This is a genomic window from Myceligenerans indicum, assembly GCF_016742955.1.
Taxonomy (GTDB): Bacteria; Actinomycetota; Actinomycetes; order Actinomycetales; family Cellulomonadaceae; genus Myceligenerans; species Myceligenerans indicum.
In genome coordinates, this window is the sequence record NZ_JABBYC010000015.1 from 62,404 (window position 1) to 87,711 (window position 25,308).

Here is a 25,308-nt window from a genome sequence, read left to right on the forward strand (position 1 = left end):
GTCCTTCAGGCGGTCTCGGGGCGTTTCCTGCGCGCGAACCGTGCCGGCAGGTCCGGACCGTCCCAGACCTGGATCGCGCGCCAGATCGAGGCCGCGATCGGCACGGCGAGGACGGCGCCGGTGATCCCGGCAAGCACCGTTCCCGCTGTCAGGGAGAACAGGATGACCAGCGGGTGCAGGCTCAAGGTCCGGCCCATCACGACCGGCTGGAGGAAGTCGCCCTCGAGCTGGTTCACCACCACGACGATCGCGACGACGACGAGAGCCTCGAGGGGCCCCACGGCGACGAGCGTGACCAGCGCCGCGAGGATGCCGGCCAGCGTGGCGCCGACCAGCGGGATGAAGGCGAGCAGGAACACGAGCACGGACAGCGGGATCACGAGCGGGACGCCGACGATCGCGAGACCGATCCCGATGCCGACCGCGTCGACGACCGCGACGATCGCCGTCCCGCGGACGTAGCCGCCGAGTGTGCGCAGGGTCGCGGTACCGACCCGGCGTCCCCGCTCGTACCGCTCTCCCTCGAACGGCCGGAGCAGGAACTCCCACATCGCCGGGCCGTCCTTGAGGAAGAAGAACAGGACGACGACCATGATGAAGAACCCCGCGACGAAGTCGGCCGTCTGGGAAACGCCCGCGATCGCGCCGGAGCCCACGGCGTCGGACCGCAGCAGGTTCAGGGCGGACTCGCGCACCGACGTGATCTGCTCCTCGGTGATCTCGAACGGCAGGTCCTGGATGTAGGCCTGCAGGGAGCTGAAGCCGTCGAGCGCCTGGTCCCGCAGCTCATCCCACTGCCCCACGACGGCCCGCACGACGAGCCAGACCACGGCCGACAGCAGCGCGACCAGCGTCAGGAGAGAGGTCCAGGTCGCGAGCAGCGCCGGCAGGCCCCGTCTGCGCAGGAACGAGACCAGCGGAGAGATCGCCGCTGCCAGCACGAGCGCGATGAGGACGGGGATCACGACCAGCGTCAGGCGCGTCCCCACGAACCCGAACACGGCGATCACCGTGACGACCGCGAGGAGCTGCACCGCCCGCGTGCCGACACGCCCGAAGCCGTCCGCCCACAGCAGGGACGCACCGTGACGGGCGTCCGCGGGCCGCTCGGCAGGCGGCTCCGGCCCGGTCCGGCCCGCGCCGGCAGGCGGTGTACGGCGGCCGAGAAGACCCATCGCGTGACCTCCTTGTGCTGGATCCGGCACGTGCCGGACGGCTCGACGCTATTGCGGTGGCGCATGGTCCGCGCGGCGACCTCGCAGCCGCGACCGATGTCATGGGGCTCGGCGGGCGCCGAGGCCCCGGCCCCGTTGCGCCGCCGTCCCGGAGTGAGACCCTGGAACTGAGTCCGGCGCCCGTTGTCGCGCCCCATGGTGCGTCCCTTGAAGGGGTGCTGGTGGTCATGAAGGAGTGAGACAACGATGGTCACGATACGACGGGAATACCCCACCTTCGCGGTCGACGACCTCGACGCCGCGCGCCGGTTCTACTCGGACACCCTGGGGTTGCGCGTGACCGCCCTCGACGAGGGCATGGGACTCGTGCTGCGCCTCGACAGCGGCAGCCAGCTGTTCGTCTACCCGAAGGAGGACCACGAGCCGGCGTCGTTCACGGTCCTGCACCTCGCGGTCGACGACGTCGACCAGGTGGTCGACGAACTCACCGGCAAGGGCGTGAAGTTCGTGCGGTACGAAGGCTTCGACCAGGACGACAAGGGCATCGCCCGAGGGTTCATGGACGGTGGTGACGGAGCCTGGATCACCGACCCGGCAGGGAACGTCATCGGCTTCGCCGACGGTGCGGAGATGCCAGGGAAGCTCGACCAGGCCTGAGTCCGGGCAGGCACCGATCCGCCCGGCGGCTGGTCACCGGCGACAGGGCGCCGCGCGTCGCGACGGCCGCGTGCGCCCTGCGCCTACACCTGCATGTCGACGAAGCGCTGGTAGTGGCCCTGGAAGGCCACCGTGATGACATCGGTGGGGCCGTTGCGGTGCTTGGCCACGATCAGGTCCGCTTCGCCGGCACGCGGAGACTCCTTCTCGTAGGCGTCCTCACGGTGCAGCAGGATCACGACGTCGGCATCCTGTTCAATCGACCCACTTTCGCGCAAATCTGACATCTGCGGCTTCTTGTCGCCACGCTGCTCCGGGCCACGGTTGAGCTGCGAGATCGCGATGACCGGGACCTCCAGCTCCTTCGCCAGCAGCTTGAGCGCACGCGAGAACTCGGAGACCTCCTGCTGGCGGGACTCGACGCGCTTGCCGGACGTCATGAGCTGGAGGTAGTCGATCACGACGAGCTTGAGGTCGTGGCGCTGCTTGAGCCGCCGGCACTTGGCCCGGATCTCCATGAGCGACATGTTTGGCGAGTCGTCGATGAACAGTGGCGCGTCCGAGATCTTGCCCATGGTGGCGGCCAGTTTCTGCCAGTCACCGTCGTCCATCTTCCCGGAGCGCATGCGCGTCAGCGGTACGCGTGCCTCGCTGGCGAGCAGGCGCATCGTGATCTCGTTCCGGCTCATCTCCAGGGAGAAGATCACTGCGGCCTGATTGTGGTGGATCGCAGCGTGCCCGGCGACATTGATGCCCAAAACAGACTTTCCGACGGCCGGGCGGGCCGCCACGACGATCATCTGGCCCGAGTGCAGTCCGTTCGTGAGCCGGTCGAAGTCCGAGTAGCCCGTCGGGACGCCGACCATGCCTTCGCCCCTGCCCTGCGCGGCATCGATCTCGTCGAACGTGGGTCCGATGATCTCCGACAGCGGGAGGTAGTCCTCGCTGGCCCGGCGCTCGGTCACGGCGTAGACCTCGGCCTGGGCGTTGTTGACGACCTCGTCGACCTCGCCGCCGTCCGTCGCGTAGCCCATCTGCACGATACGCGTGCCCGCCTCCACGAGACGTCGCAGGATCGCGCGCTCGCGCACGATCTTCGCGTAGTAGCCGGCGTTCGCGGCGGTGGGCACGCTCGCCATGAGGTCGTGCACGTACGGTGCGCCGCCGATCCGCGCGAGCTCGCCGCGGCGGTTCAGCTCGGCGACCACGGTGATCGCGTCCGCGGGCTCGCCCCGGCCGTACAGATCGATGATCGCGTCGTAGATCTGCTCGTGGGCGGGCCGGTAGAAGTCGTTCCCGCGGATCTGCTCGATCACGTCCGCGATGGCGTCCTTCGACAGCAGCATGCCGCCCAGTACGCTCATCTCCGCCGCGACGTCCTGCGGTGGGGTGCGGTCCAGACCGGGCCCGGAGTAGTCCGCCTCGAGTTCCTCGATCGACATCCGGGCCTCCTCTCCGTGTCTCTCGCCGCGTCCGTCACGGTCGATCCGGTGTCCTGCCGAACACCGCGTTCGCGGTGCTGGCTTCAGTTGTACCCCCGGCCACTGACATCGACGAAGGGCGCAACGCAGGATACGGGCCGAAGAACGAGGCGCGTGCCCGGAGCGGGGTCCGAGGAGATGCCAACGAGAGACAGTGGCACGTCCGGCGGACACCCCGCAACGCGGCCTGTGGACAGACCTGTGGACAGAGGTGTGGAAAAGTGGCTCAGGGCTGTGTACACCGGTGGACAAGCCTGTGGAAAACTGTGGACAACCCCTGTGTATAACGCCAGCCTGTAGCCCCTGACCTGCATAAACATTGCCCCCAGCCTGTGGAGGAAGAAAAACTTGGGCGAGTCTCGTCACGCCACGCCGACACCTGATGACAACACTCCCGACGCCGTGAGTTCAGACACCACGGCCTCTCATGAGCGACCCGACGAGACGTTATCCACAGGCATGGGGTCATCGCGGAGCCGCCGGGCACGAGCCCCCCGGCGTCGTGCGCCGCACGAGCCCGGCAATCCGCCCGGCGTCGACCGGGAGATCCTGTCCCTCGCCCTGCCCGCGCTCGGAGCACTGGTCGCCGAGCCGCTGTTCGTCCTCGCCGACTCCGCGATCGTCGGGCATCTCGGCACCGCACAGCTCGCAGGTCTGAGCCTCGCCTCCAACGTCCTGCTCACGATCGTCGGGCTGTGCATCTTCCTCGCCTACACGACCACCGCGCAGGTCGCGCGCCTCACCGGCGCCGGCCGTGAGCGCGACGCCCTGCAGGCAGGGATCGACGGTGTCTGGCTCGCGATCGTGCTCGGTGCGGTTCTCGCGATCGTCCTGGTCATGGCGGCCGACCGGACCGTTCTCGCGCTCGGCGGGCGGGGCGACGTCGCCCGTCATGCCGTCACCTACCTGACCTGGGCCGCGCCGGGGCTGGTCGGGATGCTCATGGTGACGGCGGCCACGGGCGTGCTGCGGGGCCTGCGCGACACCCGGACCCCGCTCGTCGTCGCCTCGGCGGGTGCCGTGACCAACATGGTTCTCAACGCCGTCCTCGTCTACGGGGCGGGGCTCGGGATTGCGGGTTCGGCGCTCGGCACCGCGGTCACGCAGTTCGGCATGGCGACCGTTCTCGGGGTGATCGTGGTCCGCGGCGGACGTGCCCGGGGAGCGACCCTGCGCCCGCACGTGCACGGCATCCTCGCCGGAGCCCGTGCCGGGCTGCCCCTGGTGATCCGAACGCTCAGCCTGCGTGCGGCGATCCTCCTCACCGTCTACGTCGCCACCGGCCTCGGTGCCGTGGCCCTGGCCGGGCATCAGATCGTCAACAGCATGTGGGGGCTGGCCGCGTTCGCGCTCGACGCGCTCGCCATCGCGTCCCAGGCGCTGGTCGGGCACGGCCTGGGAGCGGGCGACGTGGGGCATGTTCGCACCGTGCTCCGCCGCTGCCTGCGGTGGGGCGTCGCCTCCGGGGCGGTGATCGGGCTGGTCATGGTGGCCGGCGGCTGGTGGATCGCGCCGTTGTTCTCGTCCGACGACGGCGTGCGCGTGGCCGCAGCGCTCGGCCTCGCGGTCTGCGGGGTGACCCTGCCGATGGCCGGATGGGTGTTCGTGCTCGACGGCGTCCTCATCGGTGCCGGCGACGGCCGCTACCTCGCCTGGACCGGGATGCTGACCCTGGTCGCGTACGTGCCGGCTGCGCTGGCCGTCCACGCCTGGGCGCCCGGCGGCGCCGTCGGCCTCGCGTGGCTGTGGGGTGCGTTCGCGGGCGTCTTCATGGCCGCGCGGGCTCTGGTGACAGGGCTTCGGGCGCGCGGCAGCCGCTGGATGGTCACGGGGGTGTGACCGCGCCGGGCCAGCACGCCGCGCGCCCTACTCCGGGACGCGCAGCCGGTAGCCGACGCCACGGACCGACGCCACCTCCAGGCCGCGCACGCGCGGAAGCCGCCGGCGGAGCCGCTTGATCGCGGAGGTCACGGCGTCGGCGTCGCCGAGATACCGGGTTCCCCAGACGTGGGCCGTCAGCTCGGCGAACGTCCAGACGCGGCCCGGCTGGGAGGCCAGCGTCGCGAGAAGGTCGAACTCCTGGGCCGACAGGTGCACCTCCCGGCCCTGGAACCTGACCTCACGGGCGGCCAGGTCAAGCGTCAGGGGGCCGTGGACGGTCGGGCCCCTCCGCGGCGGAGGGGCGGCGAACGCTCCGCTCACCACCGGGACGGCACCCGACACGACAGGCACCTGACCGGTGGACGGCGGCACGGCGTCCAGTGCCCCGGCCGGTTCGTGCCGGCGGCCGCGGTGCGGGAAGGCGAGCACGCGGCCCCCGTCCGCCGCGGCCGGTACCGGGCCCCCGGTGCCCGTACCGGTGTGGGGCCGGCCCGGCGCGGGGCCGGCCTCCCGGTCCGGGGTCAACAGCTTGACGGCGCTGTCACGGTCCGGCACGACGACCACGGCATGCCGGCCGCCGAGCGCGTGCACCACCTGGGCGACGATCTCGGGGGGCATGCCGACGCAGACGACGTAGGCGTCGTCGCCCGGACGAGGAACGATACGTGTCACGGTGGCCTTCCTGGAGTGCGGCCGGCGGTCTCGGGATGCGTTCGATCACTCGGGCCGTCCGACGGCGGTCGCGCGTCGTTGCGCTGTCGAGGACACCAGTCGGTACGGAGGCGGGACGTGGGTTCGTTCTCCCCCCTTTCTTACCGTCTCGCAAGGCGGTTTGTCGTTAATTTCGTGTTGCATTCTTCGTGTGGCGGAAAGCCGTCATGTCGTATTTGCGCCAAAAGGAGCATCAGGCGCGAGATTTCACCCGGTGGCGGCGGGTGAAATCGCTTCCTGCCCCTTGACGCGAAGATCTGGCCCATGATCGACCGTTTCTTGACCTTGAATCGACCCTGACACGACCTGGAGCCGACGCCGCCTTGTCCTTGTTGCCTGAAGCATCAGGAACGACTGTGGTTTCCGGCCCGTAACCTCGGGCCGACGCGTGCACCCGCCACCACGTGGCGGGTGTCGAACCATGGAGGCTCCATGCACCGTCGCAGCATTGCGCGGCGCGCGACCACTGCCGTCACCGCGGCATTCGCGCTCCTCGCGACGTCCGCGGTGACCGCTGTGCCAGCAGCGTTCGCCAGTCAGCACAGGCCGGCCCTGACGCCTGCCGCTGTCGCCGACGACCCCGAGAAGAAGTTCACCTCCGCCTCGCGTGAGCAGCTGGAATCGGCCAAGACCGCCGCGTTCTGGATCGAGTTCGCCGACCAGGCGGACCTCGAGCCGGCCAAGGACATCGCCGACTGGGCCGAGCGTGGCCAGTACGTCGTCGACGCCCTGCAGGAGACGTCCGAGGCCTCGCAGGCCGGCGTCGTCAAGCAGCTCGAGGCTGCCGGTACCGACTACGAGTCGTACTGGATCAACAACTCGATCTTCGTCGAGGACGGGACGCTCGCGCTGGCCGACGCGGTCGCCACGAGCGCCGCCGTGGAGAGCATCCACGAGCAGTTCGACATGCTCGAGATCGCGCCGGTGAAGGAGGAGCCGGCCGACGAGAAGCTCACCACCGCGGTGGAGTGGGGCATCAGCGCGATCCACGCCCCCGAGGTGTGGGACCTGGGCTTCACCGGCGACGGGATCACCGTGGCCAGCTTCGACACCGGCGTCGACGGGACCCACCCGGCCCTCGCGGCCAAGTACCGCGGACTGGGCGCCGACGGCGCCGTCGACAACGATTACAACTGGTTCGACATCCCGGGCGGCTGCGGCGGCAGCCCCTGCGACACGCAGGGCCACGGCACGCACACCACCGGCACCATGGTGGGTGACGACGGCGCGGGCAACCAGGTCGGCGTCGCGCCCGACGCGACGTGGATCGCGGCCAACTGCATCGACAACTCCGGCTGCACGCGCGACGACTACCTCGCCGACGCGCAGTGGTTCCTCGCCCCGACACGCGCGGACGGCAGTGATCCTGACCCGGCGATGCGCCCGCACGTCATCAACAACTCGTGGGGCATTCCCCCGGGCGCGCCCGATCCGTACGGCTGGATGCGCGACGAGACGCTGGCGTGGGACGCGGCCGGCATCTTCGGCGCGTGGGCCGCAGGTAACGAGGGTTCCGCGTGCGAGACGGCGCGGTTCCCCGGGGAATACGAGAACACCTACTCGGTGGGCGCCTATGACGTGAACGGGAATATTGCGAGCTTCTCCTCCCGCGGGCCGGGCGAGAACGGGGTGACCACGCCGAACATCGCGGCACCCGGCGTCGACGTGCGCTCGTCCGTCCCGGGCGGCGGCTATGCGAACTACAACGGCACCTCGATGGCGACCCCGCACCTCGCGGGCGCCGTGGCTCTGCTGTGGAGCGCCGCTCCCGCGCTCGTCGGCGACATCGAGGGCACCAAGGAGATTCTCGACCAGTCCGCGGTCGACACCGAGGATCTGCAGTGCGGTGGCACGGCCGAGGAGAACTACGTCTGGGGCGAGGGCAAGCTCGACATCGCCGCGGCCGTCGACGCCGCTCCCACCGCGGGCACCGGAACCGTCGAGGGCGTCGTGACCGACGCCGCCGACGCCCCCATCGCGGGCGCCTCCGTGCTGCTCGACGGCGAGCGCGACCGTACCGTCACCACCGGCGAGGACGGCGCCTTCTCGGCGACCGTCCTGGCGGGTGACTACGACGTGTCCGCCTCGGCCTTCGGTTACCTGGACTCGGTTCCCGAGCCCGTCACGGTCGGCACGGACGAGTCCGTCAGCGTCCCGATCACGCTGGAGGCCGCCCCCACGCACACCGTCTCGGGTGTGGTCACCTTCGCCGACGGCACCGCCGTGGCGGACGCCCCGGTCAGCCTGGGCAGCCACTTCGAGGACGTCACCACCGGTGCGGACGGGACCTTCGCGTTCGCCGACGTGCCCGAGGGAACTTACCCGCTCTCGGTGGAGATGGGCGGCTGCGCCTCCTCCTTCGCCGAGGACGTCGTCGTCGACTCCGACCTGGACGTGCCCGTGACGATCGAGGCACTCGTCGACGAGCGCGGCTACTCGTGCTCGGTCTCGACCGGCGAGTACCTGCAGGGCGACACGGACACGGGTCTCGCGGGCGACGACAGCTCCACGACGGTCTCGCTCCCGTTCGACTTCACGTTCTACGGGGAGTCGTACGACACCGCCTACGTGACCACCAACGGTCACGTGAACTTCCTGGCCGCCACCTCGGCGTACGGGAACACCTCCATCCCGGCGTCCTCCGTGCCCAACGCGGCCGTCTACCCGTTCTGGGACGACCTGTACTTCGTCTCGGGCGAGTCGGGCCTGTACGAGGGCACCACGACCGTGGACGGCACGGACGCGTTCGTGCTGGAGTTCCGGGACGTCGCCCTCTACGGGGACCGGGACGCCCGGCTCGACTTCTCGGTCACGCTCCTCGCCGACGGTGACATCGTGATCGGGTACGGCGAGCTCGCCGGCAGCGGCGACACCGCCGCCGGCTCCTCGGCGACGGTCGGCATCGAGGACGAGGCGGGCGGCGTCGGCCTCGAGTACTCCTACAACACCGCGGCCCTGTCCCAGGGGCTGTCCATCACGTACGACGCGCCGCCGCTCGCGACGCTGTCGGGCATCGTGAAGGACTACAACACCAAGGAACCGGTCGCCGGCGCGACCGTCACCATGACCGACGCGGACGGTGCCGCCGCCACCGTCACCACCGGTGACGACGGCCGGTACACGGCGGTCGTGATGCTGGGCCGGTACGACCTGGAGTTCTCCGCCGGGGACTACGAGCCCGTCGACAAGAGCGTCACGATGAGGGAGGACGGCGAGGCGAAGACCCGCAACGCCCAGCTCAGGGCGGCGCTGCTCACCGTGAACAAGGAGGAGGTCTCCGTCGAGAAGCGCCTCGGCGGAGCCGCGGCGACCCGCGGCTTCGTGGTGGCGAACGAGGGCTCGGCCCCGGCCGACGTCTCGGTCGGCACCGGAGGCGGCGACTTCGACATGCTCGGTCTGGGCACACCGTCGACCGGCGGGGTGATCAACCACGTCGAGGGTGAGGCCACCGAGGTCTCCGCGACCGCGCTGCCGTCGACGATCGGCGGCTCCTGGGGCGGTGCATCGGTCGGCCGGCTGAGCTCCTCGTCGCTCACGGAGGGCGTCTCGGCCTTCCCGGCGGTGACCCTGCCGCAGGCCGAGACCACCATCACCCACTCGGCCTCGCAGGAGGTCGTCGCGCTCAACTCGGCGTCCTGCGGCAACGCGTTCGGGACCTCGGAGAACAGCTTCCTGCGGACGTTCACCCTGAGCGACTTCGGGATCGACGGGTCGTTCGCCGTGTCCGAGGTGTCGTTCGGGGTCGAGCAGGCCACGGCGCAGACCCTGACCGTCAACCTGTACGAGCTGGTCGGGGAGGACCTCGTCTACGCGAACCTGGAGCAGCTCGGCACCGCCGAGGTGGACATCGCGGCCCAGGAGCTGTCCATGGTCAGCGTCCCCGTGGAGGGCGAGATCTCGGGAGGCACGCTGGTCGTCGAGGTGGTCACGCCCAACCTGCAGGACGTGGGCGGCGTGTTCTACATCGGGTCGAACGCGGACGGGCAGACCGCGCCGTCGTACCTCAAGGCGGACGACTGCGGCATCAGCGAGCCGGCCGCGACCGACTCGATCGGCTGGCCGGACATGCACGTCGTGATGAACGTGTCCGGGAGCACCGGCGGCGCCGGTGGGACGGCGTGGCTGGACGCCCAGCCGGGGTCGGTGACCCTGGCACCGGGTGAGTCCGTCCGTGTCGTCGCGACCATCGACCCGGGCGCCGTCGACCAGCCGGGCACCTACACGGCCGACGTCGTGCTCGGGGCGAGCACCCCGTACGCCGAGCCCTCCGTCACGGCGACCCTGGTGGCGAACCCGCCGGGCAACTGGGGCAAGATCGCCGGCACCATCGCCGACACGTCCGGGGCGCCGCTCGACGGGGCCACCGTGCACCTGGACGGCCTCGAGAAGGACGTCACGCTCATCACGGGCGCGGACGGCGCCTACGAGTACTGGATGGGGGTGTCCAACAACACGCTCACGATGATCGTCGCCAAGGACGGGTACGTCCCGCAGGTCAGGACCGGCACGATCATCAAGGGCCAGACGGTCACGTACGACTTCGCGCTCGACGCGCTTGCCTGACGTGACCTGCCGGTAGAAGCCGGCCAGGCGGCCTGGTCATCCGTTCCGCGGACGGACGACCAGGCCGTCTGGCCTGCCGCCGAGCGACTTTCGGGCGGTAGATCCCTTTTCGCGTTTCAATAGAGATTAATGATCTAAGTCATAGGCTGTCATTGCCGGTCGTGCGGAACTGGGTCACGGTGTGATTCAGCCGTCATTCGACGGTTGCCGCCGCGTCCGTGATCCACGGACGCCAGACCGCAGGAGGCTTCATGCGACGTCGCACCATGCCTGGAGGGAGAGCCGCCGTCGCCGTCGCCGCCGCGACGGCGTTCTCCTTCGTGGCCGCCTCGGTGGCGAGTGCCGCACCGGCACCGGCCGAGCCGCCGAGCAGCGCCCGCGTGGTCGCCGCCCGCCAGACCGCGCAAGACACGGCCGACCTCACGGCCGCCGGCAGGAAGCTCACCGGCACCCTCCGCACCCGTCTCGGAACCGGAAGGCCCGCGGACTTCTGGATCCGCTTCGAGGAAGCCCCGGACCTCGCGCCGGCGACCGGCATCGGCGACTGGGGCGAACGCGGTCGCTACGTCTACGACACGCTGACCAGGGCCGCGAAGGAGTCCCAGGCCGGCGTCGTCGCGCGGCTGCGAACGGCCGGTGCGGACTACGAGAGCTACTGGATCAACAACTCGATCCTCGTCACCGGCGGCGACCTGGAGCTCGCCACGCGCCTCGCCGCCGAGCCGGCGGTGACCACGGTCCACGAGCGTGTCGCCGTCGAGCCGGTCGAGCCCGTCGAGCAGGTGCCGGAACGCGACGCGGGGGCAGAAGCCGTGGAATGGGGCATCGAGGCGGTCAACGCCCCCGCCGCCTGGGCCCTGGGCTACACGGGCGAGGGCATCACCGTCGCCACCGTGGACTCCGGCGCAGACCTGGAACACCCGGCGCTCGCGAGCCACTACCGGGGAGCGGCCGACGGCGGCACCATTGAGAACGACTACAACTGGTTCGACGTCTCCGGCCGATGCGAGGGTGCCCCGTGCGACGGCGCCCTCCACGGCACCCACGTGATGGGCACGATCGTGGGCGACGACGGCGGTGAGAACCAGATCGGGGTCGCCCCCGGTGCGCGGTGGATCGCGGCGAACGGCTGCGACACCTGCTCGGACGCCGACCTGACGGCCGCCGCCCAGTGGATCCTCGCGCCGACGCGCGCGGACGGCAGCGAGCCGAACCCGGCGCTGCGCCCGCACGTCGTGAACAACTCCTGGGGTTCCCAGCTTCCCGGGGACATCAACGACTTCTTCGCCCCGGAGATCGCCGCCTGGGAGGCCGCGGGGATCTTCGGCGTATGGGCCGCGGGCAACGGCGGAGAGGCCGGCTGCCAGAGCGTGTCCTCTCCCGGTGCCAACGTCGCGACCTACTCCGTGGGCGCCACCACCGCCGAGGGCGAGGCCGCGGAGTTCTCCTCACGGGGACCCGGCGAGGACGGCATCGTCCAGCCGGACATCGCGGCTCCGGGCCAGGAGATCCGGTCCTCCGTCCCGGGCGGCGGCTACGAGGTGCTGTCCGGCACCTCGATGGCGGCGCCGCACGTCACCGGTGCCGTCGCGGTCCTGTGGTCCGCGGTTCCGAGCCTGATCGGCGACATTCCCGCCACGCGGGACCTGCTCGACGTGTCCGCCGTGGACCACGCCGACGACGAGTGCGGCGGCAGCCCGGAGAACAACAACGTCTACGGCGAGGGCGACCTCGACCTGCTCGCCCTGATCGACGCCGCGGGCCCGGAGGAGCACGGCTTCATCGCCGGGTCCGTGACCGACGCCGGCGGCGAACCCGTCTCCGGCGCCACCGTCACCGTCGGTGAGCGCTCCACGGCGACGGACGCGGCGGGCCGGTTCCGCATCCTCCTTCCCGCCGGCGCGTACGACGTCGGGTTCGAGGCCTTCGGGTACGTCACCGGGAGCGTGCGGGGCGTCGAGGTGCCCGGCGGCGAGACCGCCGTCGCCGACACCGTCCTCGACCGTGCGCCCCTGACCACCGTGACCGGGACCGTCGAGGACGGGTCCGGGCACGGTTGGCCGCTCGGCGCGAAGGTGCAGGTCGTGGGGGCGCCGGCCCGCTACTCGGCATGGACCGACCCGTTCACCGGCGCGTACACGCTGGACGTCCCCGCGAACGCGACACACGTCCTGGCCGTCGACCCGGCGGTCGAGGGGTACACGACGTCGCGCGAGGAGGTCACGGTGGCCGCGGAGCCCGTCGTGCGCGACATCGCGGCACGGGTCACCGCTGCCTGCGTCGCGCCCGGCTACGCGTTCAGCGGTGCGGGCATCGGCGTCGAGGGCTTCGAGTCCGGCGAGGTGCCCGCGGGCTGGGGCGAGGAGGACCTCGCGGGGACCGGTGAGGGGTGGACGTTCGACGACGCCTTCGGCTACGGCAACATGACCGGCGGCGAGGGACTGTTCGCCGAGGTGAACAGCGACGGCTACGGTCCCGAGGGGCATCAGGACGCGACCCTGACCACCCGGCGGCTGGACCTCACCGGGCTGTCGGCGCCCACGATGACGTTCGACCAGGCCTTCGAGAGCGTCGGGGAGTTCGCCGACGTCGACCTGTCGGTCGACGGCGGCCGGACGTGGGAGACGCTGCTGCACCAGACGATGTCCGCGCAGGGCCGGAGGCTCGTGGACCTGTCGGCGGCCGGAGGCGAGAGCGACGTCCTCGTCCGCTTCCACCTCGGTGACGCCCACTGGGGCCTGTGGTGGCAGATCGACGACGTCGGCTTCGGGGAGTGCCGTCCCGTCGGCGGGGGTCTCGTGGCGGGTGTGGTCACCGACCTGAACACGGGCGAGGGCGTGGCCGGGGCGACCGTGGCCGACGCGGCGCTCCCGGACGACGGCGTGACGACGGCGAGCCCCGCCGACGCCGGGGTGCGGCCCGGCTACTACTCACTCTTCGCACCGGCGGGCCGGCGGACCGTCCTCGTGGAAGGCCGGGGGTACGCCACCGGTGAGTCCTCGGCCCGGGTCGTCGGGGACGTGATCGCCCGGCACGACGTCCGGCTCGCCGCGGCGCGGCTCGTGGTGGCGCCGGAGGAGGTGCGGGACGAGCTGGTGCTGGGCGACGACGGGACCGGCCGGTTCACCGTGACCAACGAGGGCACGGCGCCCGCCGAGGTCGAGGTGTACCCGGGATCGTCGGACTTCGAGATCCTGTCGTCCGATGTGCCTGGCGCCGTGATCAAGGGCGTCGAGCGTGAGGCGACCGAGGTCGTGACCGCGCCCGCACCGCCGTCGGACATGACCACGGACGGCGCCGTGCCGGACCGGGACGCCGGGCAGAGCACCGGGCAGAGCACCGGGCCGAACACCGGGCACGGCTACGCGCGGCACGGGCGGGGTGCGGGGCCGGTCACGCCGGCCCCGACGCAGACCCTGCTCGCCGCCACGGGCACCACGATCACGCACTCCTCGTCGCAGGAGATCGTCCCGGGCAACTCGGCCGCGTGCGTCGGGCAGGCGACGCAGGTCCTGCGGACGTTCACGCTGGAGGACTTCGGCATCGGGGGCGAGCTCGCGGTGACGAACGTGTCCTTCGGGGTGGAGGCCGCCGACCCCGGTACCGAGGTGACCGTCAACCTCTATACGCTCGATGGTGCGCTGCTCCACGAGAACCTGGAACTGATCGGGTCGGCCACGACGGAGCTGGAGTCGGCCGACCTGACGCTGGTCGACGTGCCGGTGGAGGCGACCGCGGCCGGCACGCTCGTGGTCGAGGTGGCGGCGCCGGACGGGCCCGCCTTCTTCATGGGGTCCAACCCGGAGCCGGAGACCGCTCCGACGTACCTCGCGAGCGAGGCGTGCGGGAACGCCGAGCCCACCGCCACCGGTGATCTCGGCTTTCCCGACATGCACGTGGTCATGAACGTCACCGGTGAGACCTCGGTGGACGTGCCGTGGCTCGACGTGCAGCCGCCGGCGTTCTCGTTACGGCCCGGTGAGTCGCTGACCGTGCGGGTAGCGATGGACAGCGGCCGGGTGGACCAGCCGGGAACCTACGAGTCGGCCGTCATGGTGGACGGCTCGACGCCCTACGCGATGCCCCGGGCGCACGTGTCCATGTCGGTGAGGCCCCCGCAGAACTGGGGCAGGATCACCGGCACGGTGACGGGGCGACCGTGCGAGGGCGATCCGGCGCCGCTCGAGGGCGCGTTCGTGACGCTCGACGGCTCCGCGTACGACGTCACGCTCGTGACCGGGCCCGACGGAGGCTATGCCCGCTGGATGGGGGTGTCGAACAACACGATCACGCTCCTGGGCTCGGCGGACGGCTATCCGCCGGTGGCGAGGTCGAACGTGTGGATCATCCCGGGCAGGACCGTGGTCCACGACGTCGGCCTCGCCGAGTACTGCGGCTGACGGCCGGGCGCCACGGCCGGTCCGCCACCCCGGCGGCCGGCCGGCGCGGGATGGAGGTCGCGCGAGTGGAGGCTGCGCGAGGGGATGTCGCCCGGGTGGAGACTGCGCGGGTGGACCGGAGCCGGTGTGTGGTCGGGGGTTTGGCGTGTGGTCGGTCGAGTGATTGACCGACCACACGCCAAACCCCCGACCAGGTACCTGTGCGACCTCCGCGACCAGGCGACCAGGCGGCCGGGAGGCCGGGCGGCCAGAGGAGACCAGGCGGTCAGGCGGTCTCGTCGCCGCGGATCCAGGCCTCCAGGCGGGCCCGGCCCTCGGTGTCCTCACGCTGCTCGGGCGGGGACTTCATGAAGTAGGTCGACGCCGGGTGCACGGGGCCGCCCTGGCCGCGATCCTTCGCGATCTTCGCGCAGCGCACCGCGTCGATGATGATGCCCGCGGAGTTCGGCGAGTCCCACACCTCGAGCTTGTACTCCATGTTCAGTGGCACCTCGCCGAAGGCGCGGCCCTCGAGGCGGACGTAGGCCCACTTGCGGTCGTCCAGCCACGCGACGTAGTCGGACGGCCCGATGTGTACGTTGCGGTCGTCCTTCACCCCGGCGAGCGGCCCGTCGGACAGGTTCGAGGTGACGGCCTGCGTCTTGGAGACCTTCTTGGACTCCAGCCGCTCCCGCTGCAGCATGTTCTTGAAGTCCATGTTGCCGCCCACGTTGAGCTGGTAGGTGCGGTCCAGGACCACGCCCCGGTCCTCGAACAGCTTGGCCAGCACCCGGTGCGTGATGGTGGCGCCCACCTGTGACTTGATGTCGTCGCCGACGATCGGTACGCCCGCCGCGGTGAACTTCTGGGCCCACTCCGGGTCGGACGCGATGAACACCGGCAGCGCGTTGACGAAGGCGACCCCCGCGTCGATGGCGCACTGCGCGTAGAACTTGTCGGCTTCGTCGGATCCCACCGGCAGGTAGGACACGAGTACGTCGACCTCGGCCTCACGCAGGGCCGCGACCACGTCGACAGGGTCCGTGTCCGCCTCGTCGATGGTGTCCCGGTAGTAGGTGCCCAGCCCGTCCAGGGTGGGCCCACGCTGGACGGTGACTCCGAGCGGCGGGACATCGGCGATGGTGATCGTGTTGTTCTCCGACGCGGTGATCGCCTCGGCGAGATCGAACCCCACCTTCTTCGCGTCGACGTCGAACGCCGCGACGAACTCGATGTCGCGCACGTGGTAGTCGCCGAGCTGAACGTGCATCAGGCCCGGCACCTTGTCCTGTGGGTCGGCGTCCTTGTAGAAGTGCACGCCCTGAATCAGTGACGACGCGCAGTTCCCTACGCCGACGACCGCGACGCGGATGGAAGTCATCCTCGCTCCTTACTCTGAGGTGTGTTCCCTGGGGTCTTGGGGGTGGCGCCGCTCGTGGCGTCCACACGGCTGCGTTCGGTGCGGATCAGTCGGTCGATCCAGTCGACCTCGCGTTCCACCTTCTCCTGTCCGAAGCGTTGGAGCTCGCGGGTGTACTCGTCGGAGCGGCTCCGGGAGCGCGCCGCGGCGTCGCGGACGGCCTCCAGCCGTTCCGCGAGACGTGTGCGGCGTCCCTCGAGGATGCGCAGACGTGTCTCGGCGTCGGTCTGCCCGAACAGGGAGAACCGCACGTCGAAGTTCTCGTCCTCCCACGCGGCCGGCCCGGAGCTGGTCAGGAGGGTGTGGAGGTGCTCCTTGCCCTCCGCGGTCAGCTTGTACACGATGCGACCGCGACGGCCGAGCTTGGCCGGCCGCGACCTGTCGGACGCCGACGGCGGCCGCGGGTCACCGTCCACCGCGGTGATCAGCCCGCGTTGCACGAGCCTGCGCAGTGCCGGGTACAGGCTGCCGTACGACAGGGCGCGGAACGGACCCAGGGCCAGACTGAGCCGCTTGCGCAGCTCGTAGCCGTGCAACGGGGCCTCGTTCAGGAGACCGAGCACCGCGATCTCCAGCACCTCCGTGCGACTGCGCATGCCGACCCACCTCCCGTCACGGGACGTTCATCTTCCGTTGGTTGCCACTCGACCTATCGAGTCGATACATCGTGAGGATAGGCACGTGTGGTTGCCGGGCGCAACGGAGCGGGCTCCAAATGTGACGAACACGTGAAGGCGCGGGACGAGGGCTGCGGGTGCCGTGGGGGAACTGCGTCACTCTCCGTGTGATTCCGCCCCGATCGTTGCCCGAGGCCGAGGCGGTGCCTCTATTGTGTCCGGTGGCTCGATGTGCCCTGGACCGTGCGGTCCGCAGACCCCGTTCGGGCACCGGCCCCCACCGAACGAGAGGAAGAGGCAGGACGTGGCTACTTGGAGTGCCCCGCAGATCCCGCCGTCCCGCCCGCGTGCGCGAACGCAGTTCTGGAACTACCCACGGCCGTACCGAACGGGCTGGAAGGCATGGCTGCCGTCGTGGCGATTCGTCGTCGGCGTGATGTTGGCCGGGCTGTCGCTCGGCGCTGGTGTCTTCATGGCGGCCTGGACGAACATCACCATCCCGGCCGAGCTCGACAACGTGGAGACCACGACCGTCAGGTACGCCGGAGACGGCGGAAAGCTCGGTGAGTTCCGCGGGGCCGAGGACCGCAAGATCGTCACCGTCGATGACCTGCCGATCTGGGTCGCGAATGCGGCCGTTGCTTCCGAGGACCGCAACTTCTACGCGAAGAACAACCTGGGGATCAGCCCCACCGGTATCGCGCGTGCCGCGCTCACCGGGGTCGGCGGTGGGTCCACGCTGACGCAGCAGTACGTCGAGCAGGCGTACACGAGCTGGAACCCGAATCCGACCTACGTCGACAAGTTCAAGGAAATGGTCCTGGCGATGAAGGTCCGGAGCGATCCGGAGACCTATCCGCCCGAGGACATCCTCGGCGAGTACCTGAACCGGATCTACCTGGGCAGGAGCGCGTACGGGATCGAGACGGCGGCGCAGGCCTACTTCCACAAGTCCGCGAAGAAGCTGACACCCTCCGAGGCGGCGTTCCTGGCGGGGATCATCCCGTCTCCCAACGCCTACGACGACACGGAGTGGGGTCCGGGGTGGGCGGAGGGCCGCTGGGAGCGCACGCTGAGCTTCATGCACGAGGACGGCTACATCGACGACCAGCAGTACGACGAAGCCGTCTCGGCAGGATTCCCGAAGCCGGAGGAGCACAAGCAGTCCGCGGCCTATGCCGGGCCGAAGGGGTACATCCTCAAGGAGGTGGAGCGCGAGCTCCAGGCGAACGGCTTCGACCTCGGGCGGCTCTACAAGGACGGCCTGGTGGTGGAGACCACCATCGACAAGAAGCTCCAGAAGGCGGCGAACGAGACGGCCAAGCTTCCTGAGGAGGCCAACACGCCTCTGATGCGCTCCGCGCTCGTCTCCATCGATCCGAAGACCGGGGCAATCCGTGCGATGTACGGCGGGCCCGACAAATCAGATCCAAAGTACGACCTGAACGCTGCGACCGACAACTGGCAGCAGGGCGGCTCGACGAACAAGCCGTTCGCGCTGATCGCGGCCATGGACCAGGGCATTCCGCTCGGTACGCAGTTCAACGGCGACCAACCGCAGACGTTCGACTACTACACGAAGAGGGACACGACCACCGGCCTGGAGGAGCCGGTGCCCGTGACGAACTTCGCCAGCGAGAGCTTCGGCGACATCGACCTGGTCAAGGCGACGGCGCACTCGGTCAACACCGTCTACGTCCAGCTGAACCACGAGGTCACTCCCCAGGCGACGCAGGAGGTGGCCAAGAAGCTCGGCCTTGACGTCGAGGGGTCGCTCGCCTACCGCAAGTGGGACGCGCTCTCGGACGAGGAGAAGGAGAAGAAGCCGTCCCCGGGGGAGACATCGAGCCGGATGTCGAACGTGCTGGGCACGTCCTACGTCTACACGGTCGACCTGGCACGGGCGTACGCGACCATCGCGAACAAGGGCGTGCGGACCACCCCACACCTGGTGAACAAGGTCGTGGACCCGGACACGGGCACGGTCGTGTACCAGAGCGAGGTCACCGAGGAGCGGGAGTTCAGCGAGGACGTCATGGCCAACGCGACGTATGCCATGTCGCAGGTGGTCGACGACCCGAGCGGTTCCGGTCACTATGCTCGGCAGTACATTCCCGACCGTCCCCTCGCGGGGAAGACCGGGACGTCGAACGACAACTACGCCGCGTGGTTCGCCGGGTTCACGCCGCAGCTCGTCACCGTGGTCAACATCTACCAGTACGACCCGGACTCGCAGAAGTTCCAGCAGCTCACGCCGTTCCCCCCGTTCCAGCAGATGACCGGTGGTACGTGGCCGGTCCAGGCATGGACCGCGTTCATGGCACAGGCCCTGGACGGGGAGCCGATCGAGCAGTTCCCCGACTACGAGTACATCAAGCCGAAGCCGTCGCCTTCGCCGACGCCGACCGACCAGAAGGTCAAGGTCCCCGAGGGGCTCGAAGGCCAGCCGTGGGAGTCCGTGCGGCAGCAGCTCGTGGCCCTGGGGCTGAACCCGCAGCTGAAGGAAGTGAACGACCCTCGGTACCCAGAACCTCAGACCGTCGTCCGGGTCCAGGACGCCGGCAAGGAGGTCGATCCCAGCACGACGATCGAGGTGCGGATCACCGCCGCGGCCAACCCCGTCGCGACGGTGCCGAGTGTCGTCACGCTCTCCGAGCGTGAGGCCGAGAAGCAGCTCCGGGCCAGCGGCTACCGCATGCAGAGCCAGACGGTCGCGAGTGCCGAGCCGGCCGGGACCGTGATCTCCCAGGACCCCGCGCCCGGCACGCAGCTGGAGCAGGGCAACACCGTCACGGTCCAGGTCTCGGACGGCTCGCAGCCGTCCCCGACCGATGGTGCGACCTGTGGTGTGCTTGGGTTCGACCCCTGTCCCGACCCCACCGACACCTCGACGACGGGCCCCAGCACCGAACCCGGCCCCGGCGGTGGCAACAACAGCAACAACGGCTAGCGCCGAGCAGTACCCGGCCGGCCGGCGCCGGTGACCCGCGACACCCTGTTCCGGCTTCGGCCGGGGCAGGGTGTCGCGGTAGACTCGGCCCTTGCTGTGCTCGGCGCCGCCGGGTGCAGCGACGCAAGAACCCTCCTGTCACGGAACCTCCGTGACCGCTGAGACCAGAGGAGGTGGGTATCGACATGCGTCAGTACGAACTGATGGTGATCCTGGACCCGGAGGTCGAGGAGCGCACCGTTCAGCCGTCGCTCGAGAAGCTGCTCACGGTCGTGAAGACCGACGGCGGCTCCGTCGACAAGATGGACATCTGGGGTCGTCGCCGCCTGGCGTTCGACATCTCGAAGAAGTCCGAGGGCATCTACGCCGTCGTCGACTTCACGTCGACGCCGGACACCGCGAAGGAGCTGGACCGCCAGCTCGGCCTGAACGAGGCCGTGCTGCGTACCAAGATCCTGCGCACGGACGCCCGCTGAAACAACTGCTGAGCTGAGGTCCCCCTCGGGCACTGCCGCCGAACGGCGCATGTCAGTGTCTCGTGATGGGATGCGAAGAAACGGCGTCGAGACGAATCGAGGAACTTGGTAATGGCTGGCGAGACCGTCATCACAGTGGTGGGGAACCTGACAGGTGACCCGGAGCTGCGCTTCACCCCGTCGGGTGCGGCAGTGGCCAACTTCACGATCGCTTCCACGCCGCGCATCTTTGACCGCCAGAGCAACGAGTGGAAGGACGGGGAGACCCTGTTCATGCGCTGCTCGCTGTGGCGGGAGGCCGCGGAGAACGTCGCCGAGTCGCTGACCAAGGGCATGCGCGTCCTCGCGCAGGGCCGCCTGGTGCAGCGCTCGTACGAGACCCGTGAGGGGGAGAAGCGCACCGTCGTCGAGCTGCAGGTGGACGAGATCGGTCCGTCCCTGCGGCGCGCCACGGCCAAGGTCACCCGGGCCCAGCGGTCCGGTGGCGGCGGCTTCGGTGGCGGCGGGGACTTCGGCGGGGGCGGCCAGAACTCTGGCGGCTTCGGCGGAGGCTCCGGCGGAGGCTTCAGCTCGTCCGGTGGTGGTCAGCAGCAGGCCGACCCGTGGGCCACGGCAGGCCCCGCGTCGTCCGGTGGCGGGTTCTCGGAGGACCCGCCCTTCTGACCGGTACCCAACCCAGACACCATCTTGTCGTGCCCGGTGGCACGGCCGGTGCGCAACGCGCACAGGCCGGCCGGGGCGCGGCCCGCACCTGAAGAAGGAGCAACACCATGGCGAAGCCTGTGGTGCGTAAGCCCAAGAAGAAGGCCAACCCGCTCAAGTCCGCGAAGATCGACAACATCGACTACAAGGACACCGCCCTGCTGCGTAAGTTCATCTCGGACCGCGGCAAGATCCGTGCCCGCCGTGTCACCGGCGTGACCGTGCAGGAGCAGCGCCAGATCGCGAAGGCCGTGAAGAACGCCCGCGAGATGGCTCTGCTGCCGTACACGTCGACGGCTCGCTGAGGAAGGGATCGAGAGACATGGCAAAGCTGATCCTGACCCACGAGGTGACCGGACTGGGCGAGCCCGGTGACGTGGTCGAGGTGAAGGACGGGTACGCCCGGAACTTCCTCATCCCGCGTTCGCTGGCTACGCCGTGGACCAAGGGTGCCGAGAAGGACGTGACCGCGATCCGCCGTGCCCGCAAGGCGCGCGAGATCGCCACGCTCGACGAGGCGAAGGCCCTGGCCGCATCGATCGCCGCCAAGCCGGTGACCGTGACGGCGAAGGCCGGCCCGGGCGGCCGCCTGTTCGGTGCCATCACCACCGCGGAGATCGCCTCCGCCGTCGCCGCCGAGGGCGGCAAGTCCGTGGACAAGCGCAAGATCGAGATCGGCCAGCCGATCAAGTCCACCGGCGACTACAACGTGTCGATCCGCCTGCACCCCGAGGTGTCGGCCAAGATCGCCGTCAAGGTCGTCGCGGGCTGACGCAGCCCACACACCGCACGGGCCCCGGATCCTCCTGAGGATCCGGGGCCCGTCGCATTCGCGCGGCGCGTCAGACCAGCCCGTGTCGATGGGCGAGCACGACAGCCTGCACACGGTCCCTCAGGTGGAGCTTGGACAGCAGGTTGGAGACGTGGGTCTTGACCGTCGCCTCACCGAGCCACAGGTGCTCGGCGATCTCGCCGTTCGACAGGCCCGTCCCCACCAGCTCCAGCACCTCCCGTTCCCGCGGGGTCAGGGTCGTGAGAACGCCGCCCGGCTCGGAGTGCGGGCCCGGTGACCCGCTCGGGGCGCCGCCGCGACCCGGCGTCCCGCCTCGGCCAGGGTTTCCGGTCTGACCGTGGGTTCCGATCCGTGCAGACGTTCGCCCCGGCCCAGGTGCTTCGCCGGGCGCGGTCGCCTCGTGCGGCGCGGCCGTTCCGTTCGCCGATGCCGGGACACCGGGCCCCGCCCCCGCCGCGCCGTCGACCATCTGCCGGATCACCCGCCGCGTGACCTCCGGGGCGAGGAGCGCATGGCCCGCCGCGACCGTGCGGACGGCCTCGACCATCCGTTCGGCTTCCGAGTTCTTCAGCAGGAAGCCGCTCGCACCGGCCGACAAGGCCTGGAACACGTACTCGTCGTTGTCGAACGTGGTCAGGACCAGCACCTTCGCGAGCTCCTCGGCGGCGAGGCGGCGTGTCGCCTCGATCCCGTCCATCACCGGCATCTGCACGTCCATGAGCACGATGTCGGGCCGCAGCTCCCGGGCCCGGTCCACGGCCTCGGCGCCGTCGGCGGCCTCGCCGACCACCTCGATGTCGTCCTCCACCGAGAGGATGAGGGCGAAGCCTGAGCGGACGAGCTGCTGGTCGTCCACCAGGAGGACGCGGATCATGAACGGTCTCCCTCGGGCGCGACGGGTTCGGCCGACGAGGCGTACCGGGCGGGCTCGACGCCCCAGGCCGCAGCGCGTCCGGCAGGCACGGTGCGCTCCGGGCCCTCGGCTCGCCCTGCGGCCCCGGACGCCGAGTGTTCCCGGCCCGGGCCGCCGGCGGGCAGCGGCAGACGGACGCGAACGCGGAACCCCACGGTCGCGCGCGGCCCGGCCTCCACCTCACCGTCGTGGGCGGCGGCCCGCTCCTGGATGCCGACCAGTCCGAGGCCGCTCCCCGACGTTCCCGGGAGTGGCCGGCCGTCGTCGAGCACCTCGACCTCGGCCCAGCCGTGCGGCATCGGCGGCTCGCCGTCATGGCTGACGCGAAGCGTCACGGACGCGCCGCGTGCCGTCGAGTGCTTCCGCACGTTGTTCAACGCCTCCTGGGTGGTGCGGTACAGCGCCGCGCCGATCGGTCCGGGAACGGACGCGCTCGCCCCGGTCGGCTCCTCGACCAGGCGGTACACGCAGGCCAGGCCGTCCGTGGTGTCTCCGGCGAGCGTGGCGATACCTGCCAGGTTCGCGGTGCTGGCGGAGTCCGCCGGGGCGGTGCTGCCCGGTGGTGTCCCGTCCACCTGCCGCAGCGTCCCCACGAGGCCGCGCATCTGTTCGACGCCCTCCCGGGAGGACCTCTCGATCACGCCGAGCGCCTCCGTGGCCCGGGCCGGATCCTTGGTGAGCACCCGCCGGGCCGCGGCTGCCTGGACGCCGATCACCGAGACGTGGTGTGCGACGACATCGTGCAGCTCCCGCGCGATCCGCAGGCGCTCCTCCAGGACCGCGTGGTCCCGCAGCTCCTGGGCCTGCCGTTCGATGGTCGCTGTCTGCTCGGCGACCTGCTGCCGGCGACGTGCGCCGTGCCAGGAGACCTGACCCAGGATGATCGCGCCGCCGAAGTACGCGACGTTCACCAGGAGCTGGTAGAGGGTGAGCGCCACCCACGGGGAGAACAGTCCCGGGTTGTCGCCCCCGATGTACTCGAGGAACTCGTCGCGCACGGCGGCATCCGTGACCTGGACCGCGATCCAGCCGAACATCGTCAGCAGGACCACGCCGACCGCGATCAGCATCGCGCGCCGGTCCCGCGCCCACGCGACGCCGGAGTAGAGCGCCATGAAGTAGGTGACCTGCAACGCGGCGATCTGTGTCACGGCCCCGTTGAACAGGCCCGTGCCGAGGAACAGCGCGTAGACCGCGAGCATCGCGGTGATCGGGTAGCGACGCCGCCAGGCGAGCGGGACGGCCGTCACGCCGGCGAGGAGGTGTGGGAGCCAGTCGGGGCCCTCGCGGCCGTGGCCCGCCTCGAACATTCCGGCGCTGCGCCCGAGCTCGGCGGCGGCGACGGTCATCACCACGATGCAGGCCCCGAGGATCAGGTCGTTCCGGTAGGCGCGGCGTGGGTCGTCGGGCAGATGATCCCACTCGGCGTCCACGCCGAACCACTGGGCGAGTCGGGCAAGGGCGTTCACGGACCTCACCCTAGGCGGACGGCCGCGGCGCCGACCTCCCCCCGCGGGTGGATCCGGTACGAGGCTCGCTCGCCGGGCAGTCCGGTGGCCGGCGGATGGCGGCCGTACCGCCGAGGGCTGCCGCCACCGAGGGCGGCCGTACCGCCGAGGGCAGCCGCCACCGAGGGCGGCCGGGCTACCGAGGGCTGCCGGGCTACCGGAGGCCGCCGAAGCCGGCAAGCGCGTCCTCGCCGACGACGTCGTCGGGCAGCAGGTTCGTCTCCGCGCGGGGAAGCCCGGGGAGGGCGTCTTCCAGGGCGCGCAGGTGCGCCTCCTCGCGGGCACGTCGCGCGTCCAGCAGGGCCCCCGCGTCCGCCGGGGACCGCTTGTTGACCACCAGGGCGCCGACGTCGACCCCGAGCTTCGCGAGCTGCCGGTGCAGTTCGATCGTCTCCAGCACGGGAAGCCGCTCGGCAGCCAGGACCAGCACGAACGTCGTGAGCTCGGGATCGGACAGGACCTCGCGCAGCCGCTCGAACCGGGTCCGACGGCGCAGCAGCACCCGCCGGATCTCCCCGTCTCGTTCGGCACGCGGATCCCGCCGGCCCACCAGCTCGCCCGCACCGGCGTCGTCGGCGTCATCGCCGGTCAGGCCACGGAGCGCGGCCCCGAAGCGAGCGGAGCGCTCCTGCCGGCGCAGCAGCCCCTCGGTCCAGGCGGACATGGTCTCGGGCAGCGCCATGAGGCGGGCCGTGTGTCCGGAGGGCGCGGTGTCGAAGACCACCAGGTCGTAGGAGGCCAGACCGGTCTCGACGGCGTCGGCGATGCGTTCGAGGACGGCGGCCTCGTGCGTCCCGGGCGCTTCCCGGGCCAGCTCCAGGTGCCGCGTGACCTCACCGGACAACCGCTCCGGCATGAGTCGCCGCAGCGTCCCTCCCACCTCGTCGAGGTGTCGCTCCACGGTCCGCCCGGGATCGATCTCCACCCCGTCGACATACCCGCGCCCGTCGACACCGCCACCTCCGCCGAGAACGACATCGGCGTCGATCTCAGCGTCAGTAACAACGTTATCGTCGTGGTCGCCGCCGGGGCTGGGGGTGGTGGGGGCTGTCTCTTATACACATCTCCGAGCCCACGAGACG

At 70.5% G+C, this 25,308-nt stretch carries 17 protein-coding genes; 9 read left to right on the forward strand and 8 right to left on the reverse strand.

Features of this window, described 5'->3' with window-relative positions; genetic code table 11:
* Positions 1-5: 5 nt before the first annotated feature.
* On the reverse strand, positions 6-1,175 hold the full coding sequence (locus tag HGK34_RS10700) for an AI-2E family transporter (RefSeq protein ID WP_201847004.1): 1,170 nt from the start codon (positions 1,173-1,175) through the stop codon (positions 6-8).
* Positions 1,176-1,421: 246 nt separating this feature from the next.
* Here HGK34_RS10700 and HGK34_RS10705 point away from each other — a divergent pair, with 246 nt between their 5' ends.
* Positions 1,422-1,832 carry a VOC family protein gene (locus HGK34_RS10705; protein ID WP_201847005.1) on the forward strand — a complete coding sequence of 137 codons (411 nt, stop codon included), beginning with the start codon at positions 1,422-1,424 and terminating at the stop codon, positions 1,830-1,832.
* 83 nt (positions 1,833-1,915) lie between these two features.
* On the opposite strand, the gene dnaB is transcribed toward HGK34_RS10705, so the two are convergent.
* Positions 1,916-3,274, reverse strand: a complete 1,359-nt coding sequence (dnaB, locus tag HGK34_RS10710; protein WP_201847007.1) for a replicative DNA helicase — start codon at positions 3,272-3,274, stop codon at positions 1,916-1,918.
* A 498-nt stretch (positions 3,275-3,772) separates the two neighbouring features.
* Here dnaB and HGK34_RS10715 point away from each other — a divergent pair, with 498 nt between their 5' ends.
* The gene (locus HGK34_RS10715; protein ID WP_201847008.1) at positions 3,773-5,152 is read left to right on the forward strand and encodes an MATE family efflux transporter; all 1,380 of its coding nucleotides are present in this window, start codon (positions 3,773-3,775) and stop codon (positions 5,150-5,152) included.
* A 27-nt stretch (positions 5,153-5,179) separates the two neighbouring features.
* On the opposite strand, the gene HGK34_RS10720 is transcribed toward HGK34_RS10715, so the two are convergent.
* Entirely contained in the window at positions 5,180-5,866 is a 687-nt protein-coding gene (locus HGK34_RS10720; protein WP_201847010.1) for a winged helix-turn-helix domain-containing protein, read from the reverse strand.
* Positions 5,867-6,337: 471 nt separating this feature from the next.
* On the opposite strand from HGK34_RS10720, the gene HGK34_RS10725 reads away from it, so the two are divergent.
* Both HGK34_RS10725 and HGK34_RS10730 read left to right on the forward strand, forming a co-directional pair.
* The gene (locus HGK34_RS10725) at positions 6,338-10,468 is read left to right on the forward strand and encodes a carboxypeptidase regulatory-like domain-containing protein (protein WP_207193367.1); all 4,131 of its coding nucleotides are present in this window, start codon (positions 6,338-6,340) and stop codon (positions 10,466-10,468) included.
* A 251-nt stretch (positions 10,469-10,719) separates the two neighbouring features.
* Positions 10,720-14,868 (forward strand): S8 family serine peptidase, encoded by a 4,149-nt coding sequence (locus HGK34_RS10730; protein ID WP_201847013.1) that lies wholly within the window; start codon positions 10,720-10,722, stop codon positions 14,866-14,868.
* 265 nt (positions 14,869-15,133) lie between these two features.
* Here the strand turns inward: HGK34_RS10730 and HGK34_RS10735 are convergent, their stop codons facing one another.
* Together HGK34_RS10735 and HGK34_RS10740 are read right to left on the reverse strand one after the other, a co-directional pair.
* Complete coding sequence (locus HGK34_RS10735; RefSeq protein ID WP_201847018.1) at positions 15,134-16,228, reverse strand: inositol-3-phosphate synthase; 1,095 nt, start codon at positions 16,226-16,228, stop codon at positions 15,134-15,136.
* On the reverse strand, positions 16,225-16,863 hold the full coding sequence (locus HGK34_RS10740; protein WP_201847020.1) for a PadR family transcriptional regulator: 639 nt from the start codon (positions 16,861-16,863) through the stop codon (positions 16,225-16,227). Before HGK34_RS10740 ends, HGK34_RS10735 begins: the two co-directional genes overlap by 4 nt.
* Before the next feature lie 325 nt (positions 16,864-17,188).
* Here HGK34_RS10740 and HGK34_RS10745 point away from each other — a divergent pair, with 325 nt between their 5' ends.
* The 5 genes from HGK34_RS10745 (at position 17,189) to rplI (ending at position 21,784) form a co-directional block, all read left to right on the forward strand.
* On the forward strand, positions 17,189-19,834 hold the full coding sequence (locus HGK34_RS10745; RefSeq protein ID WP_201847022.1) for a transglycosylase domain-containing protein: 2,646 nt from the start codon (positions 17,189-17,191) through the stop codon (positions 19,832-19,834).
* 185 nt (positions 19,835-20,019) lie between these two features.
* A complete protein-coding gene (rpsF, locus tag HGK34_RS10750) occupies positions 20,020-20,310 on the forward strand; it encodes a 30S ribosomal protein S6 (RefSeq protein ID WP_201847024.1) in 291 nt (96 codons plus the stop codon).
* Between the two features lie 111 nt (positions 20,311-20,421).
* On the forward strand, positions 20,422-20,973 hold the full coding sequence (locus HGK34_RS10755) for a single-stranded DNA-binding protein (RefSeq protein WP_201847026.1): 552 nt from the start codon (positions 20,422-20,424) through the stop codon (positions 20,971-20,973).
* Positions 20,974-21,080: 107 nt separating this feature from the next.
* The gene (gene rpsR / locus HGK34_RS10760; protein WP_123816122.1) at positions 21,081-21,317 is read left to right on the forward strand and encodes a 30S ribosomal protein S18; all 237 of its coding nucleotides are present in this window, start codon (positions 21,081-21,083) and stop codon (positions 21,315-21,317) included.
* Between the two features lie 17 nt (positions 21,318-21,334).
* Positions 21,335-21,784 (forward strand): 50S ribosomal protein L9, encoded by a 450-nt coding sequence (gene rplI / locus HGK34_RS10765; protein ID WP_201847028.1) that lies wholly within the window; start codon positions 21,335-21,337, stop codon positions 21,782-21,784.
* A 70-nt stretch (positions 21,785-21,854) separates the two neighbouring features.
* On the opposite strand, the gene HGK34_RS10770 is transcribed toward rplI, so the two are convergent.
* The 3 genes from HGK34_RS10770 to HGK34_RS10780 form a co-directional block, all read right to left on the reverse strand.
* On the reverse strand, positions 21,855-22,679 hold the full coding sequence (locus tag HGK34_RS10770) for a response regulator transcription factor (protein ID WP_201847030.1): 825 nt from the start codon (positions 22,677-22,679) through the stop codon (positions 21,855-21,857).
* A complete protein-coding gene (locus tag HGK34_RS10775; RefSeq protein ID WP_307815899.1) occupies positions 22,676-24,187 on the reverse strand; it encodes a sensor histidine kinase in 1,512 nt (503 codons plus the stop codon). The genes HGK34_RS10770 and HGK34_RS10775 overlap by 4 nt, the downstream gene beginning before the upstream one ends.
* Positions 24,188-24,380: 193 nt before the next feature.
* The gene (locus tag HGK34_RS10780) at positions 24,381-25,151 is read right to left on the reverse strand and encodes an ArsA family ATPase (protein WP_307815900.1); all 771 of its coding nucleotides are present in this window, start codon (positions 25,149-25,151) and stop codon (positions 24,381-24,383) included.
* Positions 25,152-25,308 lie beyond the last annotated feature (157 nt).

Bases quoted from the DNA above. Each gene is read 5' to 3' on its own strand.
- dnaB (WP_201847007.1), bottom strand. From the start codon at position 3,274: ATGTCGATCGAGGAACTCGAGGCGGACTACTCCGGGCCCGGTCTGGAC.
- HGK34_RS10740 (WP_201847020.1), bottom strand. From the start codon at position 16,863: ATGCGCAGTCGCACGGAGGTGCTGGAGATCGCGGTGCTCGGTCTCCTG.
- HGK34_RS10725 (WP_207193367.1), top strand. From the start codon at position 6,338: ATGCACCGTCGCAGCATTGCGCGGCGCGCGACCACTGCCGTCACCGCG.
- rpsR (WP_123816122.1), top strand. From the start codon at position 21,081: ATGGCGAAGCCTGTGGTGCGTAAGCCCAAGAAGAAGGCCAACCCGCTC.
- HGK34_RS10735 (WP_201847018.1), bottom strand. From the start codon at position 16,228: ATGACTTCCATCCGCGTCGCGGTCGTCGGCGTAGGGAACTGCGCGTCG.
- HGK34_RS10730 (WP_201847013.1), top strand. From the start codon at position 10,720: ATGCGACGTCGCACCATGCCTGGAGGGAGAGCCGCCGTCGCCGTCGCC.
- HGK34_RS10770 (WP_201847030.1), bottom strand. From the start codon at position 22,679: ATGATCCGCGTCCTCCTGGTGGACGACCAGCAGCTCGTCCGCTCAGGC.
- HGK34_RS10755 (WP_201847026.1), top strand. From the start codon at position 20,422: ATGGCTGGCGAGACCGTCATCACAGTGGTGGGGAACCTGACAGGTGAC.
- HGK34_RS10705 (WP_201847005.1), top strand. From the start codon at position 1,422: ATGGTCACGATACGACGGGAATACCCCACCTTCGCGGTCGACGACCTC.
- rplI (WP_201847028.1), top strand. From the start codon at position 21,335: ATGGCAAAGCTGATCCTGACCCACGAGGTGACCGGACTGGGCGAGCCC.
- rpsF (WP_201847024.1), top strand. From the start codon at position 20,020: ATGCGTCAGTACGAACTGATGGTGATCCTGGACCCGGAGGTCGAGGAG.
- HGK34_RS10700 (WP_201847004.1), bottom strand. From the start codon at position 1,175: ATGGGTCTTCTCGGCCGCCGTACACCGCCTGCCGGCGCGGGCCGGACC.
- HGK34_RS10715 (WP_201847008.1), top strand. From the start codon at position 3,773: ATGGGGTCATCGCGGAGCCGCCGGGCACGAGCCCCCCGGCGTCGTGCG.